Annotated in this window: 19 protein-coding genes, 1 riboswitch and 1 other annotated feature; of the genes, 9 read left to right on the top strand and 10 right to left on the bottom strand. The window is 51.7% G+C overall.

The annotated features are described in order from the left end of the window. The first annotated feature begins 62 nt into the window (after window positions 1-62). The 3 genes from NYE24_RS08570 (at window position 63) to glpK (ending at window position 3,846) form a co-directional block, all read left to right on the top strand. On the top strand, window positions 63-779 hold the full coding sequence (locus NYE24_RS08570) for a response regulator transcription factor (protein ID WP_036698191.1): 717 nt from the start codon (window positions 63-65) through the stop codon (window positions 777-779). After that, window positions 780-2,219 (top strand): ATP-binding protein, encoded by a 1,440-nt coding sequence (locus NYE24_RS08565; RefSeq protein WP_036698189.1) that lies wholly within the window; start codon window positions 780-782, stop codon window positions 2,217-2,219. 121 nt (window positions 2,220-2,340) lie between these two features. Continuing rightward, window positions 2,341-3,846 carry a glycerol kinase GlpK gene (gene glpK / locus NYE24_RS08560; RefSeq protein WP_342478474.1) on the top strand — a complete coding sequence of 502 codons (1,506 nt, stop codon included), beginning with the start codon at window positions 2,341-2,343 and terminating at the stop codon, window positions 3,844-3,846. 92 nt (window positions 3,847-3,938) lie between these two features. Here the strand turns inward: glpK and NYE24_RS08555 are convergent, their stop codons facing one another. The 7 genes from NYE24_RS08555 to NYE24_RS08525 form a co-directional block, all read right to left on the bottom strand. After that, window positions 3,939-4,931: a 3-oxoacyl-[acyl-carrier-protein] synthase III C-terminal domain-containing protein gene (locus NYE24_RS08555; RefSeq protein WP_036698183.1), complete on the bottom strand. Its 993-nt coding sequence runs from the start codon at window positions 4,929-4,931 to the stop codon at window positions 3,939-3,941. Between the two features lie 65 nt (window positions 4,932-4,996). After that, window positions 4,997-5,347, bottom strand: coding sequence for a hypothetical protein (locus NYE24_RS08550; RefSeq protein ID WP_036698182.1), 351 nt, complete (start codon window positions 5,345-5,347; stop codon window positions 4,997-4,999). 151 nt (window positions 5,348-5,498) lie between these two features. Then, window positions 5,499-5,879: a carboxymuconolactone decarboxylase family protein gene (locus NYE24_RS08545; protein ID WP_036698179.1), complete on the bottom strand. Its 381-nt coding sequence runs from the start codon at window positions 5,877-5,879 to the stop codon at window positions 5,499-5,501. 49 nt (window positions 5,880-5,928) lie between these two features. Continuing rightward, window positions 5,929-7,572, bottom strand: a complete 1,644-nt coding sequence (locus tag NYE24_RS08540; RefSeq protein ID WP_051493859.1) for a thiamine pyrophosphate-binding protein — start codon at window positions 7,570-7,572, stop codon at window positions 5,929-5,931. A 116-nt stretch (window positions 7,573-7,688) separates the two neighbouring features. After that, window positions 7,689-7,785: riboswitch (cyclic di-GMP riboswitch) on the bottom strand. Window positions 7,786-8,286: 501 nt separating this feature from the next. Beyond that, the gene (locus NYE24_RS08535; protein ID WP_036698177.1) at window positions 8,287-9,537 is read right to left on the bottom strand and encodes a methyl-accepting chemotaxis protein; all 1,251 of its coding nucleotides are present in this window, start codon (window positions 9,535-9,537) and stop codon (window positions 8,287-8,289) included. A 73-nt stretch (window positions 9,538-9,610) separates the two neighbouring features. Then, complete coding sequence (locus NYE24_RS08530; RefSeq protein WP_342478473.1) at window positions 9,611-10,351, bottom strand: WYL domain-containing protein; 741 nt, start codon at window positions 10,349-10,351, stop codon at window positions 9,611-9,613. Then, window positions 10,348-10,503 carry an HTH domain-containing protein gene (locus NYE24_RS08525; RefSeq protein WP_342478472.1) on the bottom strand — a complete coding sequence of 52 codons (156 nt, stop codon included), beginning with the start codon at window positions 10,501-10,503 and terminating at the stop codon, window positions 10,348-10,350. Before NYE24_RS08525 ends, NYE24_RS08530 begins: the two co-directional genes overlap by 4 nt. Before the next feature lie 137 nt (window positions 10,504-10,640). On the opposite strand from NYE24_RS08525, the gene NYE24_RS08520 reads away from it, so the two are divergent. Then, window positions 10,641-11,483, top strand: coding sequence for an SDR family NAD(P)-dependent oxidoreductase (locus tag NYE24_RS08520; RefSeq protein ID WP_342478471.1), 843 nt, complete (start codon window positions 10,641-10,643; stop codon window positions 11,481-11,483). 180 nt (window positions 11,484-11,663) lie between these two features. On the opposite strand, the gene serA is transcribed toward NYE24_RS08520, so the two are convergent. Both serA and NYE24_RS08510 read right to left on the bottom strand, forming a co-directional pair. Then, window positions 11,664-13,256, bottom strand: coding sequence for a phosphoglycerate dehydrogenase (gene serA, locus NYE24_RS08515; protein WP_036698170.1), 1,593 nt, complete (start codon window positions 13,254-13,256; stop codon window positions 11,664-11,666). Window positions 13,257-13,465: 209 nt separating this feature from the next. Next, window positions 13,466-13,693: a binding site (T-box leader), on the bottom strand. 113 nt (window positions 13,694-13,806) lie between these two features. Further along, window positions 13,807-14,712, bottom strand: a complete 906-nt coding sequence (locus tag NYE24_RS08510) for a hypothetical protein (RefSeq protein WP_036698168.1) — start codon at window positions 14,710-14,712, stop codon at window positions 13,807-13,809. Window positions 14,713-14,779: 67 nt separating this feature from the next. Between NYE24_RS08510 and NYE24_RS08505 the strand changes: the two genes are divergently transcribed. The 3 genes from NYE24_RS08505 to NYE24_RS08495 are packed head-to-tail and all read left to right on the top strand — an operon-like array spanning window position 14,780 to window position 16,592. Then, entirely contained in the window at window positions 14,780-15,373 is a 594-nt protein-coding gene (locus NYE24_RS08505; RefSeq protein WP_036698166.1) for a type II CAAX endopeptidase family protein, read from the top strand. Then, entirely contained in the window at window positions 15,370-15,747 is a 378-nt protein-coding gene (locus NYE24_RS08500; RefSeq protein ID WP_342478470.1) for a hypothetical protein, read from the top strand. Before NYE24_RS08505 ends, NYE24_RS08500 begins: the two co-directional genes overlap by 4 nt. Next, the gene (locus tag NYE24_RS08495; RefSeq protein WP_342478469.1) at window positions 15,738-16,592 is read left to right on the top strand and encodes a metallophosphoesterase; all 855 of its coding nucleotides are present in this window, start codon (window positions 15,738-15,740) and stop codon (window positions 16,590-16,592) included. The genes NYE24_RS08500 and NYE24_RS08495 overlap by 10 nt, the downstream gene beginning before the upstream one ends. Before the next feature lie 83 nt (window positions 16,593-16,675). Here the strand turns inward: NYE24_RS08495 and NYE24_RS08490 are convergent, their stop codons facing one another. Beyond that, window positions 16,676-17,557, bottom strand: a complete 882-nt coding sequence (locus tag NYE24_RS08490; protein ID WP_235218504.1) for a polysaccharide deacetylase family protein — start codon at window positions 17,555-17,557, stop codon at window positions 16,676-16,678. A gap of 85 nt (window positions 17,558-17,642) precedes the next feature. Here NYE24_RS08490 and NYE24_RS08485 point away from each other — a divergent pair, with 85 nt between their 5' ends. Then, window positions 17,643-18,014, top strand: a complete 372-nt coding sequence (locus NYE24_RS08485) for a hypothetical protein (protein WP_036698162.1) — start codon at window positions 17,643-17,645, stop codon at window positions 18,012-18,014. Window positions 18,015-18,245: 231 nt separating this feature from the next. Further along, a complete protein-coding gene (locus tag NYE24_RS08480; RefSeq protein ID WP_036698160.1) occupies window positions 18,246-18,860 on the top strand; it encodes a genetic competence negative regulator in 615 nt (204 codons plus the stop codon). Window positions 18,861-18,886 lie beyond the last annotated feature (26 nt).

The raw sequence follows: 18,886 nt of genomic DNA, 5'->3' as shown, positions 1-18,886 counted from the left end.
CTCCGGGCGCGTATGATCCAAGGTGACGTTCTACTGTAATTGATGAAGGGGTTGTTGTGTAAATGGCTGATCACTTGAATAGAATTCTGGTGGTGGATGACGAAGAACGCATCCGCCGCCTGCTCAAAATGTATCTTGAAAAAGAAGGCTATGAGATTGATGAGGCAGAGGACGGGGAAATTGCCCTGCGCAAAGCAACCGCTAATGACTACGGCCTGATCCTGCTGGATGTGATGTTGCCGGGAATCGACGGCATTGAAGTGCTGACCAGACTCAGAGGAGTGAAGTCCACACCGGTCTTAATGCTTACCGCTAAGGGTGAGGAGATCAACCGGGTGCAGGGCTTTGAGATGGGGGCAGACGATTATGTCGTCAAGCCATTCAGTCCGCGCGAAGTAATCTACCGGGTCAAGGCGATTATGCGCCGTTCCTCTGCGACAGCATTTCTGTCTAAAGAGAGCAATTCGAGCAACAATATCGTGTTCCCGTTCCTGATTATTGAGCATGATGCACACCGTGTAAGCGCAGGCGGCCAAGAGGTAAGTCTGACACCCAAGGAATACGAGTTGCTGCATTATCTGGCGATCTCACCGGACAAGGTATTCTCGCGTGAGGAGCTGCTGAAGGATGTATGGAATTACGAGTTCTTCGGGGATCTGCGCACCGTGGATACCCATGTCAAGCGTCTGCGTGAAAAACTGAATAAGGTATCCCCGGAATCGGCAGCGATGATTACAACGGTATGGGGAGTAGGCTATAAGCTTGAGGTGCCTAAATAAGTGAACTTCTGGAGAAGTCTTGTCGGTAAGCTGTGGATCACGATCATCTTTCTGGTTGCTGTCGTGCTCATTACACTCGGGCTGTTCCTGCTGCCTTACATCGACAGTAATTTCACCAATTCCGGGGCAATCAAGCGCTTGTTCATGTATACGTGCATGATCGGATTCTCTCTGACCACATTCTTTGCCCTATTCCTGTTCACGAAGATCACTCAGCCGATGCAGCAGGTTATTGAAGCAGCGAATGATATCCGCCGCGGCGAATATGGAACAAGACTGACCCTGGTCACGAGCGATGAGATCGGCCAGCTTGCCACATCGTTTAACCACATGGCGGAAGAGCTGGAAGAGAATATACGCAGTCTGAATAATGAAAAAGGGCATTTATCCAGCGTCCTGCGCAGCATGAGCGATGCGGTGATCACCTTCGATATCGAAGGCCGGATCATCCTCACCAATCCGCATGGGCAGACCCTCCTCGAAACCTGGAGTGATCTTACCTGGGAGGAAGAAGAGGATAACGGACTTGTTCCGAAGGCCTCTTCTTCCAATGAAGTGCCGCCGCCGCTGCGTCCACTATTCTTCAGCACCCTTGAGGACGGGGGCGATCAGCGCTCCAATGTTCATGTCCGGCAGGGGGTATGGTCGGTGCACATGGCACCGCTATATTCCGAAGATCATCTGCGCGGAGCCGTTGCCGTTCTGCGTGATGTGACGGAGGAGGTGCGTCTGGAGAAGATGCGGCGAGATTTCGTAGCCAATGTATCTCATGAGATCCGCACCCCGCTCTCGATGATGCAGGGCTACAGTGAGGCTTTGCTGGACGGAATGGCCTCCTCACCGGAGGAGAGCAGCGAGCTGGTTCAGGTTATTCATGATGAATCCTTGCGTATGGGCCGTCTGGTGAAGGATCTGCTGGACCTGGCACGCATGGAAGCTGGGCATACGGATATGCTTAAGGCTCAGGTCGATGTGGGAGAATTGCTGGAGCGGGTATACCGCAAATTCTCCGTCAGAGCCAAGGAACGAGATATTATGCTTGAACTGAAGCGGCCCGAGCAAGAGCTGCTGCTGGGGGCTGCCGATGAAGATAAGCTGGAGCAGGTACTGACCAATCTGCTGGATAATGCCTTCCGCCACACTCCGGCTGACCGGAGAATCTCCATTCTGGCAGGCACGGTAGTGCTGGAAGGCAGAAGTCTGGTGGAGATCGCGATCAGAGACCAGGGGGCCGGAATCAATCCCGAGGATCTGCCGTTTATCTTCGAACGCTTCTACAAAGCGGATAAAGCCCGCCTGCGTGGAGAATCGGGCGGTACGGGACTAGGGCTGGCGATCGTGAAGAATATCGTCGAATCGCATCACGGCAGCATTTATGCCTCCAGCAAGCTAGGAGAAGGCACCACATTTACCCTGCGGCTTCCTGTCGAAAAACAGTAAACTAAGAGCATGCATGACAGCGCCTCTGAGAGCAGAGGTGCTTTTTGTTGAAATCACCACATTAATATTGTTCATCGTGAAACATATATTTCAAGCTAAGGCTTGCAGGAGGCTGGGCATTATGATCTTATCCTTGGACCAAGGTACTACCAGCTCACGGGCAATTCTCTTTGATGCAGAAGCGGAAGTGATCTCGCAGGGGCAATATGAGATCAAGCAATCCTTTCCCCGCCCAGGCTGGGTTGAGCATGACCCGGAGCAGATTTGGGAGAGCCAGCTTGCAGCAGCCAGAGATGCCATTGCAGCGAGCTCCGTTCCAGCTGATCACATAACGGCTATCGGTATTACCAACCAGCGTGAGACTGCACTGATATGGGATAAAATTACAGGTAAGCCGATCTATCCGGCAATTGTCTGGCAGGACCGGCGGACAGCAGACCAATGTGAGGAGCTGAAGGCATGCGGGATGGCCGGAGTCATTGCGGACAAGACGGGGCTTGTCATCGACGCGTATTTCTCTGCGACCAAGCTGGCGTGGATTCTGGATCATGTGCCGGGAGCAAGAGACCGGGCAGCCAAGGGAGAGCTCCTGGCGGGGACGATAGACACCTGGCTGATCTGGAAGCTTACCGGGGGCGCTATACACGCTACAGACGTTACCAATGCTTCAAGAACGATGATGTATAACCTGCATGAGCGCCAATGGGACGAAGAACTGATGGACACGCTGTGTATTCCGCCGTCCATTCTGCCAGAGGTAAGGATGTCGGGCGGAGACTTCGGTGTCTGTGACCAGCAGTGGTTCGGTCTCATGATTCCCATCCGGTCGGTGCTGGGGGACCAGCAGGCAGCACTCTTTGGGCATACCTGCCTGGAAGCAGGTAGTGCCAAGAATACCTATGGCACGGGCTGCTTCATTCTCATGAATACAGGTACTGAAGCTGTGGCATCCAGTCACGGTCTGTTGACCACGGTAGCCTGGGGTATGGGCGATGAGCTCTATTATGCGCTGGAGGGCAGTGTGTTTGTGGCTGGAGCGGCTGTGCAGTGGCTGCAGGAGGGACTGGGGCTGATTGTCGCGCCCGCTGACTCGGAAGAGAAGGCCAGTGAAGTGGATGAGAGTGAAGGAGTTGTGGTTGTGCCAGCATTTACCGGACTGGGTGCGCCTTACTGGGATATGTATGCGCGGGGCGCTATATTCGGCTTGACGCGGGGCACCACCTCCGCACATCTGGTACGGGCGACGCTGGAATCCCTGGCCTTCCAGTCCCGTGATGTCATCGACGCGATGCAGAAGGATGCCGGCATGCCGCTTATCGGCCTCAGAGTGGACGGCGGTGCGGTGCGTAACAATCTGCTGATGCAGTTCCAAGCCGATATTCTGGGTAGCGAAGTGACACGAACAACCTATGCGGAGACTACGGCACTTGGTGCCGCGCTGCTCGCCGGGCTCACCTCTGGGGTATGGACCCGTGAGCAGCTGGAGAGCTTCAACACCGCCGAGAAGGTCTTCTCGCCGCAGATGGAGCCAGAGGAGCGGGAACGCAGATATGGCGTCTGGCAGGATGCTGTGTCGCGCACGATGGGCTGGGAGAAGCATGAGGGCAAGCACGAAGGCAGACTTTAGAGCAGGATATAGGTAGAAGAACAGAAACGGCCCGCAGTCAGAAACTCTGCTGCGGGCCGTTTGTTTACTATAGAACAGAATGAACGTTATGATTAGTACTCCATTACAAATGCGACATTCTGCCATCCGGCGCCAACGGTCCAGAACAGGACTTTGTCGCCGCGTTCAAGCTGCCCGGTAGTGACGGCTTTGTGAAGGGCGATGAACGGGCTGCTGGTCGAGGTATAGCCGAACTCATCGCCTATGTAGACTGCGGCCTCAGGGGCAATGCCGATCTTGCCGGAGACGGCCTGGATGTTCGGAAGGGACAGCTGTGAGAAGCAGGCGGCCTTGATTGACTGAGGATCAATACCGTTGTTGCTCAGCAGGGTGTTGATCGATTCGGAAGCGGCGTCCACACAGATGGAATCATCGAACGGTATGAATTTCACATTGAACTCTCCTGCGGCAACACCGGTGCGCCCGAGCTTAGCCAGACCTTCTGCAGGGAACAGTGAGTTGCCGTACACACAGGTGTCTGTCTGGTAGATAGAGTCAATGAAGCCGACCGAATGCTCGTCGCGCTCCAGAATGACAGCGGCAGCGGCATCACCGAAGTTCGCGTAATACACCGGATCATTCTTGTCCGCATGCGGCGCCACATAATCGGAGCCGATCACCAGGGCGCGGCGGATTCTCGGGTTCGCCATCATCTGGCGGCTGACCTGCTCAACCGAAGCCGTCATTCCGGCACAGTTGGCATTGCTGTCAATACAGATGGTATGCGAAGCCCCGTTAATCAGGCGGTGAATCATCAGTGAGTTCGTAGGAAATATATATTCAGGGGTCTGGCTTGCATAAGCAATCAGGTCAATGTCAGGACCGGTAAGACCGGTCTTCTCCAGAACATTACTTGCGGCTTCATAAGCCATTGTCAGGGAGTTCTCATCCGGGCTGTCGATGCTGTAGCGGTTTTCACGGCCCAGAGTAGCCAGCAGTCCGCGGATATCAATACCTTTGTCATCAAAATGCTGAATGAAAAATTCATTGCCGATTCTTTTGTCTGGATGGTAGATATCAATGTCCTTAATGCGAATCCCCGCCATAGTGCAGACCTCCTAAAAGTTGTCTTAGTTGTACTTCTCACTTCTCACGAATCTGCTCCGGTTCATTAAGCTTGTACGGTTGAAGTAATCTCCAGATTCTCAAGTCCGGCTTTGCGGCCCAGGCGTGCCAGCTGCATTTTGAGGATCGGGTTATTTTCCAGAGTAAGACTCACTTTCTGGAAGCCATCAGCCTTGAACATGATGAAGCAGTTTTCAAGCAGCGGCACGACATCAGGAGCTGTTACATTCAGCTTGCGGCAGTCGATATCCAGGGCATATTCAGCAGGGCTAATGGGGTTGATGGTCTGCTGGTAAGCCTGTATGGATTTGAGTCCGTCCTCGTTAGAGAAGGTTCCCTCCAGCTCGATATTGATTACTTTCTTCGCAGTGTCTGTCTTCAAAATAAATTGTCCCATGTTGATCTCTCCCTAAGTGTAATTTGAAATACCCCCAAAACATGATATTTGTGACTATATTCGACAAATTGCATTCGAATTTGGGATATTTTGCCTTCATTATAACCGGAGCATGCTGAAATGCGCAATCGAAAAGTCGAAATTTGTAGATTTATGAAGATTTTTCTTTGATTTCCTCCAGGGTATCCAGCAGCACATTAAAGGCCGAAATTACCCGGGGAGCACCGACGCAAGGGACCAGATGAAGCAGCACGCCCTTGATCTGCTCAACAGTCATGCCAACACGGAGCGCCATTACATAATGAACACCTAACTGCTCATACTGCCCCATCGTAATCAGAGACGAGATCACCGCGATCTCTTTCCAGTCAGAGCCAATCGTGGTCCGTTGAAAAATATCGCCATAAGCATTGCCCATGATATATTCGGCTAGTTCCGGAAAATGCTCTTTGATCGGAGCTAGGGCCTTGGCCCCATAATCTCCAGAGAGATTAGTGAAATGATCGAGTCCGCTGTTCGTGTTCTTGTTCACGCTATGGCCTCCTGATAGTAGGTTAGAAACGGTGTGCAATAAGGCTTGCTTACGTAAGATCCAGCGTGCGGTGAGCCGTAGGTGGCATTTCATCGCGGTCAGTCAGCAATTCAATGACAGCTGGCTTGTTAAGCGCTACAGCTTCGCGGATGGCAGCGGCGAACTCCTCCTGCGTCTCACAGCGGAAGCCGGCTGCACCCAGAGATTCAGCGAATTTCACGGCATTCATTGGAACCTCGAAGATCGTACCGTCAATCCGGCCGGTGGTCTTCTCCATCCCCTTAAGCGCCATATCCAGCTGCATATTATTCACCACGATGAAAATCACCGGAATGTCCTTGCAAACAGCTGTGTTTATTTCAGTTCCGAGCATCATAAAACAGCCGTCCCCGGTAATGCAGAAGACCGTCTCACCGGGAGAGGCCGTCTTGGCGCCGATCGCCATGCCAATTGAATTGCCCATGCAGGCAAAGTAGGCATCGAATATGAAGCTGCCGGGCCTGCGCACATTGAACCATTTCACAGCATTGAATCCATGGCTGCCGTCATCTACAAACACGCTGCTGTTGTAAGGAATCAATTCGCTCATCGTGCTCATTACCGAAGCCAGAGAGAGCCCCGCCAGTACGGGAAGCTCATCATTGTAATCATTCGAGACTGTGATTTCATGCTTGGTAACCGCTGAGAAGTCCAGCTTCTGGAGATACAGAGCCAGGTTGTCCCTTAAGTCTCCGCCGACAGCAATAGTAGATGAGGTGAGTATTTTACCGACAAAGGTCGGGTCTACATCGAACTGGATCAGCTGCCGCGGATGATTCTCCGGCTTCAGGTTGCAGATGGTCATATCGCTGAGGCGGGACCCCAGAACGATGAAGAGGTCGCTGTTGTTCATCAGTTCATCTCCATGCGAGGAGCCGCCGACGCCTATTGGACCATGGTAGAGCGGATGATCGTAAGCTATAGCGCCTTTGCCGCCTGGAGAGGTGACCACAGGTATGTTAAAGGTCTCGGCCAGCTGGACCAGTTCCTGATGTGCTCCTGAGCGGTTGACGCCCTTACCGGCAATGATCAGGGGTCTAGCGGATTCATTGATCGCCGAGCTGACCCGTTCATAGTTCTGATAGCTGACCAGCCCTTCACGTTCCGGCAGAACAATCCGGCATTCCGCAAGCCGCTCTGTCTGCACATCAAACGGAATGCAGAGATGAACCGGACCTTTTTGGTCACCGAGGGCGATGGATAGGGCATGATTGAAAATGGTGCTGAAATGATCCCCGCGTTCAACGAGCTTGCTGAAGAGGGTGGCCGGCCGGAACATATCCGCCAAATCAGCCAGATAGGAAGTGGAATCCTGACATTGGGGAATGCCCAGCTCCTTGATGGACTGGTGGCCGGTGATGAAGAGGACGGGAAGATTATTGGCCTTGGCATGCGCTGCTGCGGTGAGCAGATTCGTTCCGCCCGGACCGGAAGTGCCGAAGGCTACTCCGAGGCTGCCGGTCTTCAGAGCATAACCGCCGGCAGCGAAGCCGGAGCTAGACTCGTGCCGGCCGGGGATGAACTCAATACCATAGTCAACCAGTTTCAAAGCGATGGGGCAAATAGATTTGCCTATGATTCCAAAAGAATGTGTGACTCCCAAATTGCGTAATGCTTCCGCCATATAATCTGCAACTGTCTTCAGAACATCCACCCCGCAAGTTGTTATTTGTATTAGTCAGCAATAGAAAACCTGTACTCAACATAGGAGCACAGGTCTGTTGCACGAATCACCATAATCAAACGCATAACCTAAGGCGTTTACAGTTTTTCAGCAACCTGGCTGTCATGATCCCACTTCATAAATGAGACTGTAGATCCATGGCTTTGCGTCATTCCCTTTCGGTGAATTTTGCCGGTATGCGATTATAAATGAATCTGTGAAGAATTTTCCTTTACAATATATTCCTCACTCCTCTTTTGTCAATAACCCCGATGAGAAGAAACTCGGAATTTGACGAATATTCAGGAGTGAAAATGGATGAATATTTGGATTTTCAAACTTTTGAAAATGGTTCCCTTTGGAAGGCTAAAGTCTTAAAATGCAAATGGATATTTAGGGCTATTATTATGAGGAGTAAGCATAAAGCCTCATTACATTCCTGATCTACTGTAAAATGTTAAGAATTCACTAGATATACAGCAATGTAAAATCCACTTATAGGACTTAAGTAGTGTATGTGTGCGGTGATGCCTTATAGACAAGCTATGCCTATAGAACGACTATAGTAAAGAAGTGCAAAGCGGATTTTTTACCCTTATGCACAATTTCAACAATTTGTGAATATTACATAACAATCTTAGTTTTGCACAGAAAAAGAGACACCATCTGCAGGAAATCCCGCAGATGTGTCTCTTTTGGCTAAGGTTAGAATTTGAAAATATGAATTGTTTTTTGCAGGTTAAAGACAGCGGAAGTCATCTTCTCTGTCTCCTCAGCTACGGATTGCAGAGCGTGAATCTGTTCGTTCATCGCTGCGGATACCTCTTCGGTCCCTGCGGCGGTCTCCTGGGTGATGGCTGAGATATTCTCGATCGCCCCGGAGATCTTAAGCGCGCTCTCCAGCATAAGGTCACTCTCTGCGGAGAAGGAGGCGATCTGCTCGGTTATGTATTGGACACTATGTACGATCTGAGCAAAAATATTGGCCGTCTCTGTAATCATCTTATTCTGTACCTGGACTACCTCTTCGTTGATGGCGATATTATCAATGGCCTGCTTGATATCTGATTCAATGCTGCGTACCAGCCCGAATACCTCTTTGGTTGAAGCGGTGGATTCCTCAGCCAGCTTGCGGACCTCCTGGGCAACGACAGCGAAGCCACGGCCATGCTCGCCTGCACGCGCTGCTTCAATAGAGGCATTGAGCGACAGCAGATTGGTCTGTTCGGCAATTTCGGTAATCGTCTTGGTAATCATCGTAATGCCGCGCGCGTTCTGTGACAGGGCTTCAATGGTATCCGCCACCTTCTGGGTCGCCTGGATGTTCTTGCGCATGCCTTCGGCCTGGGTATCCACCGATTGCCGTCCCTGTTCAACCAATTCCAGCGTATGTACAGATCGTCTATTCATTTCCTTGGTGGAATTCGTATAATTGGAGACTTTGATTTCGATATCCTTGATCGATTCGGTCATATCAGCAATATCCACTGAGATTTCGTTAGCGCCGAGAGCCAGTTCATTGGAGGAGGAGGCCACCTGCGCCATGACAAATTTCAGATTCTGATTCTTGTCTTCAATCCCGCGGCTGGCGTCCATAACCTGCCGGGTAATCTGTGAGGCATCGGTGAGGATTTTTTTGAGCTTGTCAATCATGGTGTTGAAGGACCGGCTAATGTCACCCATAGAGCCGCTCTCGTCGGCACGGCTGGTGAAGTCTCCTTTGGCAATGGTGTGCGTCACATTGGAGATATCCTCAAATGAAGATGTAAGCGTTCTCTCAATGAAGCGCGCAAGCGGGTAAGTCAGCGCTGCCAGAACGGCGACAAGAATAATGCCGATGAGCAGCCTGTCCATAAGGATTAGTGTGATTAAAACAGGGACAGCGAATAAAGCGGCAACCAGGTAACATCCGGTGACGATTTTTTGTTTCAACGGCAGCTTGTTCATCCAGTCCATAATGTAGAGTCCCCCTATAAATAATAATGTGTATTGTAATATTATAGGGGATACTAGTGCATTTGGTCTATTATTAAAAATCGTATAATGCTGCCGCTTCACGCAGAGCTGAAGCAACAGTATCTACAAGCTCAGGCGGTGCGGTCACCTTGATGCCCTGACCCAGGGAGAGGATGATCCGGCGTGCAGACTCCGGCGTGTTGAATTCGGCCTCGGCCCTGATCCAGCCAGGGGCCTCAGAAGGCTCCTGGTGCAACAGGGCGACGTATCGTTCCCTCTGGAGCTCCTTCATCGTGTGATTCCTGACAAGCAGGCTGGCGGGGTACCGGGGCAAGGCAGACTTGAACGCTGCGGTGGAGGTCTCCCAGTACTCAGACAGGACGAAATCCTCCGGCTGCTCAAAAGACTCAGCTGTGACTTTGGCCTCAGTAATTCTGGAGACCCTGTAGGTCCGCATCTCGCCGTCATGCCCCGCGACCAAGTACCAGACGCCGCGCTTGACTACCAGCCCCAGCGGTGCAACCAGCCGCTCGGTAGTATCCTCCCCGCGCAGATAGGTGATGCTCACCTTGCGGTTCTCCCATAAGGCTCCCTGTAAAGCGGCTAGGCAGGGATAGGTCTCCCCGGAGGGATGCCATCCGGCTCCATCGATGTGAATCCGCTGGCTGAGGAAGCTGAAAGCAGAGACGGGCTGCCTGGTAGCGGCAGCCTGCAGCTTACGGGCGGCCGAGGAGAACTCCTCCTGAATGCCCAGAGCGTGCAGAATCGCCGGATCAGCGGGCACCAGCAGCGCGGCAATCTCCTTGGTGTTCATTCCGCTGAGGGAATTCCGGAGAAGCTGAGTGCCTCCATATCCCGGAAGATTGTACGTTCGGATACCTCCAGCGTTTGCGCCAGCTCCTTGGAGCTGATTTTGCCGCGGCTCTGTAAAAGTTGAACGATAGTGATCAGACGGTCTGCTCTCATTCGGATGCCTCCCTAACTTTATTATTAAATTATATATGTCAGTGGTTGTCATGTATAAGGTATATATTAGACAAGAGTACGGATTAGCGCAAATGATCTTCTAATCCGGGCATGATAGATGTAAGGGAGCGGATCAAATGACAAATCTGCAAGGGAAAGTGGCATTGGTAACAGGAGGGAGCAGGGGAGCGGGCAGAGGCATTGCGCTGGAGCTGGCGAAGGCAGGCGCCTATGTATACATTACGGGCAGGAATGCTGGTACACCGCAGGAGCAACATGCAAGGACGCTTGAAGGTGTGCTGGCTGAGATTCGCCGGTCAGGCGGGGAAGGAGCTGTAATCCGCTGTGATCATACCAGTGACAGTGAGACAGAAGCTGTAATCCGGCAGATTAGCGCAGAGCAGGGCAGACTGGATATTCTGGTCAATAACGTCTGGGGAGGCAATAGTCTCTTTATCGGGAATGAACCGTTCTGGGAGCAGCCGGTGGAGCATTGGGATCATATGTTCACTGCCGGGGTCCGGGCGCAGCTCAAGACTAATTATTATGCCATACCACTGATGCGCAGCGAAGGAGCTGGGGCGGGTAAATTAATCGTCCATACGACCTTCTGGGATGAGTATAAATACACCGGAAACTTCTATTATGATTTGTCCAAAAATGCGCTGGTGCGCATGGCCTACGGATTATCCCTTGAACTGGCTGTGGATGGCATCGCGGTGATCCCCGTCTCTCCCGGCTGGATGCGGACCGAGCTGGTCCTGGACAGCTTCGGCACAGATGAGGAGCACTGGCAGGAGGAGGAGGGGCTAAGGACGACCGAGTCAACAGCCTATGTCGGACGCGCAGTTGCAGCGCTTGCTGCTGATCCAGAAGTGATATCCATGACTGGTACTCCCCAGAAGGTAGGGGACCTGGCACGGAAATACGGCTTTACGGACACCGACGGCAGGCAGGTGCCGGCCTACCGGATTTCATAGAAATATAAGAATTTATAGGTTGCACACGATATATTATCCTTCTATTTCTCGCTGAAACGGTACCGTCCTTTCAAAGGACGGCAATGCCGTTTCCACTTGTTAAATGCAAAAACACTCTTTGGAAGTGCGCAGCCTGGGGCCTGCACTCCCGAAGAGTGTTTTATTGTGGAGAAATAAGAATTAGTTCAGAGTGATCTCCTCAGCGGTGTTGATCTCCGGCAGTCCGGCCAGCTTCACCAGGACCTCCTTCGGCACAGCCTTATCAACGGTCAGGAGCATTATGGCGGCTCCACCGATGATGGTACGGCCAACCTGCATGGATGCGATATTGACGCCATTCTCGCCGAGCAGGGTGCCGACGAGTCCGATGATACCCGGCTTATCGTTATGCGAGATTACAAGCTGATGGCCTTCCGGAGCAATATCGACTGGGAACTTGTTGACTTTAACGATACGTTCGCCGTAGCCCTGCAGCAGGGTACCGGCAACCAGACGCTCTTCGTCATGCTCAGCCTTGAGTGTTACTGTGATGAGGTTGGTGAAGCCTTTGGTTTTGGAAGCCTTGGTCACCACTACGTTCACATCACGGGTCTTCGCCAGATGCATTGAGTTGACGATGTTCACATCTCCCGCGAAGTGGCGGGTGAGCACGCCTTTGACCACATAGCGGGTAAGCGGCTGGGTATCCACATCCGAGAGATCACCGGCATACTCCACATGGATCTCGCGGATCGCGCCGTCCGTAATCTGAGTTGCGAAGCTGCCCAGCTTCTCGCCGAGGGTGAAGTAAGGCTGCAGCTTGTTCATAACGCTAGGCGCAACCGGCGGAATGTTCACCGCGTTGATGAACGGTTCGTTACGCAGGATATGGAGGACCTGCTCCGATACATCGATGGCCACGTTCTCCTGGGCTTCAATCGTCGAAGCACCCAGATGCGGAGTCACGATAATCTTCGGATGTGTAAGGAACGGGTGGTCTGCCTCAGGCGGCTCCTTCTCGAAGACGTCGAACGCAGCGCCGGCCACAATGCCGCTGTCAATTGCTTCTACGAGCGCCATTTCATCGATGACACCGCCGCGTGCACAGTTGATGATACGCATGCCTTTTTTCATGACTTCGAATTGCGGACGGGAGATCATGTGGCGGGTCTCCGGGGTGAGTGGTGTGTGAACCGTGATGAAGTCTGCACCGCGCACAATGTCGTCTACCGAAGCCAGCTTCACTTCCATTTTCTCTGCACGGTCAGCCGTCAGGAACGGGTCATAGGCCAGGATGCTCATGCCAAAGGCTTTGGCGCGCTTGGCCACCTCGCTGCCGATCCGGCCCATGCCGAGTACGCCCAGTGTCTTGCCGCGCAGCTCTACGCCGAGGAAGGTCTTTCTGTCCCATACGCCAGAAATCGTCTTCGCATAGGCTTGAGGAATATGACGGGCCAAGGCCATCATCATGGCAAAAGCATGTTCACAGGTCGTAATGGTGTTGCCGTCCGGAGCGTTGATAACTACTACACCGCGCTGCGTGGCTGACTCCAGCTTGATGTTGTCCACGCCGACTCCGGCCCGGCCGATAACCTTGAGATTAGTACCGGCTGCGATAATTTTGTCTGTCACGGTAGTCTGGCTGCGAACGAGTAAGCCGTCATATTCGCCAATGATTGCAACTAGCTCATCTTCACTTAGTCCTGTTTTCTTGTCTACAGTCACATCGCTTGCGTCCATCAATTGCTGAATGCCCAAATCGCTGATCGGGTCCGATACTAATACTTTAAACATGGTCTCTTGTCCTCCTTCAAATGGGAAAGCTATTATATATGCCAAGGATCACCGGGTAAGGCAATCCGCAGTACCAGAACTTACAAGAGCATAACGAGCAGCTTGACACCGGGGTAACGCGCTGTCGCACAAAAGAGACAGTGTGCAGAGGCACCAGATTCATAGGGATATGGCAATAAAAAAACTCCCAACCCCATACTACTGCCGTAGTAAGGGACGAGAGTTGTCGTGGTACCACCCTAATTCACTGCAACGGTTAAGAAGCAGCCTCATTGGCCTGCAAAGGCCACACTGGTAACGGAGTGATCCGATTGTATCTACTCTTGTGTTCAATACAATATCTCAGGAGCGCTAAAGATTAATGTCTGCCACCGGTTTCCACCACCCACCGGCTCTCTGAAGGCTGCAAGTAATCTTTGTTCCATCATCGGTTTTGCTTGATTAATTTTTCATAATGTAACATGGTGATGCCAAGTGTGTCAATAGGATTCTTCTGCACGGGTCCGCCTTGAAGTGGACCGTATTTTTCGTTATGATGCAATAACTGGTCCTACTCATAGAAGAAAGGGAGCTGCGGCATGATCTCCTTGCCGTAATATTGTTCGCGCCACTTGATGAAGTCCTGCTCCTGCACCGCACCGGTGGAGATGAGCAGGGTCACGGAGGACTGAATATTATTCAGCTTCAGCGAGCTGGCGGTCCCAGAATAGATCATATCGTCAATCTTGGCGGTGATATCCTGCGGATCATAGCCGGCATAGATGCCGCGGTTCAGCATCATATCGGCTATGGAAGCATTCTTGAGTAAGAGCGGCATTTTTTTCCACTGAATGAAAGAGATTGTCTTCAGCTCACCGGACTGCTGCGGAATGGACGAATGGGTCTTCGACCCCCATTTCAGCATGGAATCATAGAAGTTCTTCTGGGCCAGCAGCCCGAATCTTACGGCACTGGTTGTGAAGTTGTCACTTCTCAGCACTTTGGCGGCTTCGGCGCCGGAAGCACCCGCAGTCACCTTGCCGGAGGCTTGGGAGAAGAGTGTGAGACTCTTAAGAATATTGAGCTGAGATTCATAGAGCATCGGTGAATTAGTGAAGAGCGAATCCTGGGTAACCTTATCATACTGCTTGTCCGCCAGAATACTCAGATTCTTCAGCGTTGCCGCGTTCTGGCGAGCATCCGTGCTGCGGGCAAGACCGTCCAGCTGTTCGTTCCAATTGCGCTTGAATTCCCGGTAGGGCAAAAATACGTTATGATAAAAGGTGACAAGATCCTGCTGCTGGTAGGAGCCGGAGAATTCCTGGGCGCTTGGGTGGTCCTTCAGCTGTGAATACTTGGCCTCTGTCTTGTCAGCTCCAACCTTGACTCCCGTGAAAAATGAAGCGAATGCGGATATTAGAAAAAACAAAAAACCTAGTGTGTACATCATTTGAGTGCGGGAGGTACGGCTGTTCATGATTAGGTGCTCCTTCGTATAGGTGAATTAACTTATGTAAAAACATTTATAGAACAGGCAGGTTATAATGAAAAAATTCAAATTGGGTGACATCAAAATTAAAAAGGCCGATCCACAGCAGTTAACAGACAAGCTGTTACTCATTAATCTGTATATTACTCAGGGCCTTACCTTATTTATCGGTTTGATATGGATATTATTGCAGAAAAGAAATCCTATTCACATATTAAATTTTCCGGATAGTGTACATTTCGTGTACTGGGGCCTTGGCCTAGCAGTCATTATGCTTGCTGTTGACTTCCTGCTGACCCATATTGTTCCTGAAGACAGCATGGATGACGGGGGGATCAACGAGCTACTGTTCGGCAAACGGCCGCTGTGGCATATTGTGGTTATTTCAGCGGTGGTTGCGGTGTGTGAGGAGCTGTTGTTCCGCGGAGCGATCCAGCATTCTCTTGGGCCGTATTGGACGAGTATACTATTTGCCGTTATTCATGTCCGTTATCTGCGGCACTGGATTCCTACGGGCTGGGTCTTCCTCAGCAGCTATGGTCTTGGGCTTATCTACATCCATTCGGGCAGTCTGTGGGCACCTATATTGTGCCATTTCCTTATAGATTTGTTCTCCGGTATGGTTATTCGTTACAGGAGGGTATCATGACAGAACAATTAAGCCGGGTAAGGTCCCGCCAGAAACAGCAGAAGAGAGAACAACAGTCTCCGGTCAGAGCGGGCAAGCATCAGCCGTCTTCCGGGGCAGCAGAAGAGAGTGCGGGAAGTCCGGTGCCGGTAGCAGGGACCCTGTCCAGAAAGGAACGCTTATCGGGGCGCAGGGCCGCCGGAAGGCCGGAACGTGATGCGGCACAGGAGGAAGGGGCGCAGACTCCGTCGCGTGCAGAGAGTTATCCGTCAGAACGAATCCGGTTCAGCAAAATGTTCATCAATTCGCTGATTGTCTTATTTCTGATGCTGCTGGGCTTCCTGCTGTGGTGGGGAATAAACGGGGCACCGGATCTGGATAGCCTATGGAGTTGACTACGGTGCTCCTGAGTCTGCTTGTTGTGTGTCTTGGGGGAGCAGGGGTCATAGGCCTTCTGATGGTTGTTGCTGCCTTCAAGAAACGGTTGAATAATCAAGATATTGTACTGGAGCGGCTTCCTGCCGTGTTCGACCACTACCGGATACTGCTCATTACGGATATTCACCGCCGCCGTCTGCCGGAGGCGATGCTGACCCCGCTGCGGGGGAAGGTGGACGCTGTCTTCCTAGGCGGTGATATGACGGAGAAGGGCGCTTCTATAGAACGTCTGCTGGAGAATATGACACTGGTAACCTCCATTGCGCCTGTGTATGCCGTTCACGGTAATCATGATTACCGGGCGAACATCACGCTGGTGGATAATATCATCCGGGGAAGCGGAGCCAGTCTGCTGGTGGATGAGAACTGCGTCATTGAACGGGACGGTGAGCAGTTTATTCTGACCGGGGTGGATTTCCCGAGGAAAGGCGGCAAAAAGGCCTACGGACCTCTGCCCGCCGTGGATGAAGCGGATACGGAAGCCTTCCGGATCATCCTCGTGCATGATCCGCTCTGGCTGTCCCGGCAGCAGGAAGTTCCGGCTGACTTGATTCTGGCCGGGCATACCCATGGCGGCCAGGTTGTGCTGCCCTTGATCGGGAACCGGCATACCGATGAGTTCTACCGCCAATATAATGCGGGGATGTATGAGATTCCCCGGAGCTATAAAGCGGGTCTCCCGCCGCTGAAGATGCTGATCAGCCGGGGGTTCGGTACTGCGCATCTGCCGCTGCGCTGGCGCAGTCCGGCTGAGATGCATGTACTGACCCTGCGCTGCGGAGGGCAGCATTCAGGTTTTTAGGGAGTAATGAGATAGATACTTAACACGACAAAAAAACGGTTGCCTACATTTGTGGGACAACCGCTTTTTGATGTATTCAGAGTTCAGCGCATCTTCAGCTCAATGCTGCGCGGATCTACAAAGCTGTAGCCCTTGCCCTCAAGCGTAGTGAGCAGAGTGTCAAGTGCCTCTACCGTCCAAGGCAGCTCATGCATCAGGATATTGCTACCGGAATGCAGCTGACCAGTGACATTGCTGATCAGCTTGCTGGTCTTATCCGTATCCTTGGCCTTCATCTCCCAATCGAGGGAGCCATTGGACCAGGTCATATAGAGCATGCCGTTTGCAGCAGCGATTTTTTTGCCTACGTCACCTCCGGCACCGTGCGGCGGACGGAAAAAGTGAGGGGTCTCACCTGTGATATCCTTGACGATCTTCTGAACATCTTCAATCTGCTTCTTCACTTCGGCTTCCGGCTTGTCCTTCAGTACAATATGATCCCAGCTATGATTGCCGAGCACGCCGCCCCGTTTGTGGATCAGCTCCAGCAGCTCGGGATGCTCCTTCACCCGGTAACCGTTGACGAAGAAGATCGCTTTGGCCTTGTGCTTGTCCAGCGTATCCATTAGCGGATTGATTAATTCCGCTTCCTTTGGCCCATCGTCGAAGGTCAGCAGGACTACCTTCTTGTTCGTCGCCGGATCATTAGGGACAATGTCATAATTCTTGTTCATATGGTACAGCAGCGGCACCTGCGCATCGCTGGCTGCCGCAGGCGTGGCCTCCGGTGATGCAGTTGCCTCAGGTGCAGCTGATGCTGTTACCTCAGGTGTAGGAGATGCGGCTGTCTCCGCCGCGGCTGTTGCTGCCGCAGACTGCGGCGTCTTCTCCGCTGCCTGACTGCCTGTATTTCCGCCGCTAGTGCAAGCTGACAGCAGACAAGCCGCCAGGAGTAGCGTTATTGTTGCTTTACCCACTTTTTTCATCTCGCTTTCTTGTTGTTTGGCTGTATGAGCGGCTACCTTTCCGCGAACACTAAGCATGATTTTACCATACAAGGAGGTTGGAGATATGAATACTTCGTCATTTCTGTGCGGGGTGCTGATTGGTGCAGCCGCCAGTATGATTATGTCCAAAAAACGCAGTGCCATGATGTCTGCCTTAATGCATTCGAATGGTTCTTCCTACAATGCGGGTGACAAGGCCAAGGACAAAATTATGGGGATGGCCATGACCGGCTTCGGCAGCACGGCAGCGGGCAGCAGCCATGAACACTCAGGCTCTCATGTATCCGGTGGTGGCGATCATAAAGAGGACTCCCCGTTAAAGTCCAAAGAATCAAATTTGAACATGCTGAAGGATTTCATCCGCAGCAACCCTGATGTGAAACATGAAGTCGAGCAGATTCTCAAAGATACTCATACCGCCATACCGGGTTTGTAACCGGATCTAACCGCTGCAGAATCATTTTGGCGATGCCGGCATCGCTGAAGTGATTCTTTTTTAATATGGCTTTACATATAATGGGCAGCAAATTGGGCTGAATCTATATTTATTTACGTGCATTTGTAGCTTCAAAATGATAACATACGTATATAGTAACCATTTTTGGCTCATTACTCGGGACTCATCATACATTAATATTAAATGAGCTTGCAAAAGGAGGATCCTGTCATGAGAATAGAGCGATTAAGTCAAGATAAGATACGGATTTTCCTCACTTTTGACGACCTGAGCGAGCGGGGCATCCAGAAGGAAGATATGTGGCAGGAGGTTCCCAAGGTACACGACCTCTTTACGGAAATGATGGATCAGGCATACAGCGAGCTTGGTTTTGATGCTACGGGTCCGCTTGCCGTGGAAGTGTTCGCATTGCCCGCGCAAGGCATGGTCGTTATTGTGACCCGGGGGAAATATGATCACCATCAGTACGGTGGGGCCGGGGAAGATGAATTGCCTGAAGAGATTTATGAAATGGAAGTTACTCTTGAACAAAGCGACTCCATTGTATATGCGTTCCGCGATTTCGAGGTTCTGGTGGAAGCGGCTCATGTGCTCATCGGCAATATTACTTCTCAAGGACAACTGTATTCTTATAATGATAAATGGTACCTCTACTTCGATCCAAAGGAGTTTGAAGAGGCTGCACTGTCAGGGTTGGTAGGTGTGCTCGCTGAATTCGGAGATTCCTCTCCGGTAACTCAGGCTGTTCTGGCTGAATACGGCAAGACAGTTATGGCGGAGAATGCGATTCAGACGCTGTGCAATCATTTTAAACGCCAGGAATAAGAGAGTATGGTAAGGTACGGTTCCTT

The sequence above is a fragment of the Paenibacillus sp. FSL H7-0350 genome, from assembly GCF_038593195.1.
Taxonomy (GTDB): Bacteria; Bacillota; Bacilli; order Paenibacillales; family Paenibacillaceae; genus Paenibacillus_AQ.
This window is presented reverse-complemented; position numbering and strand designations above follow the sequence as displayed.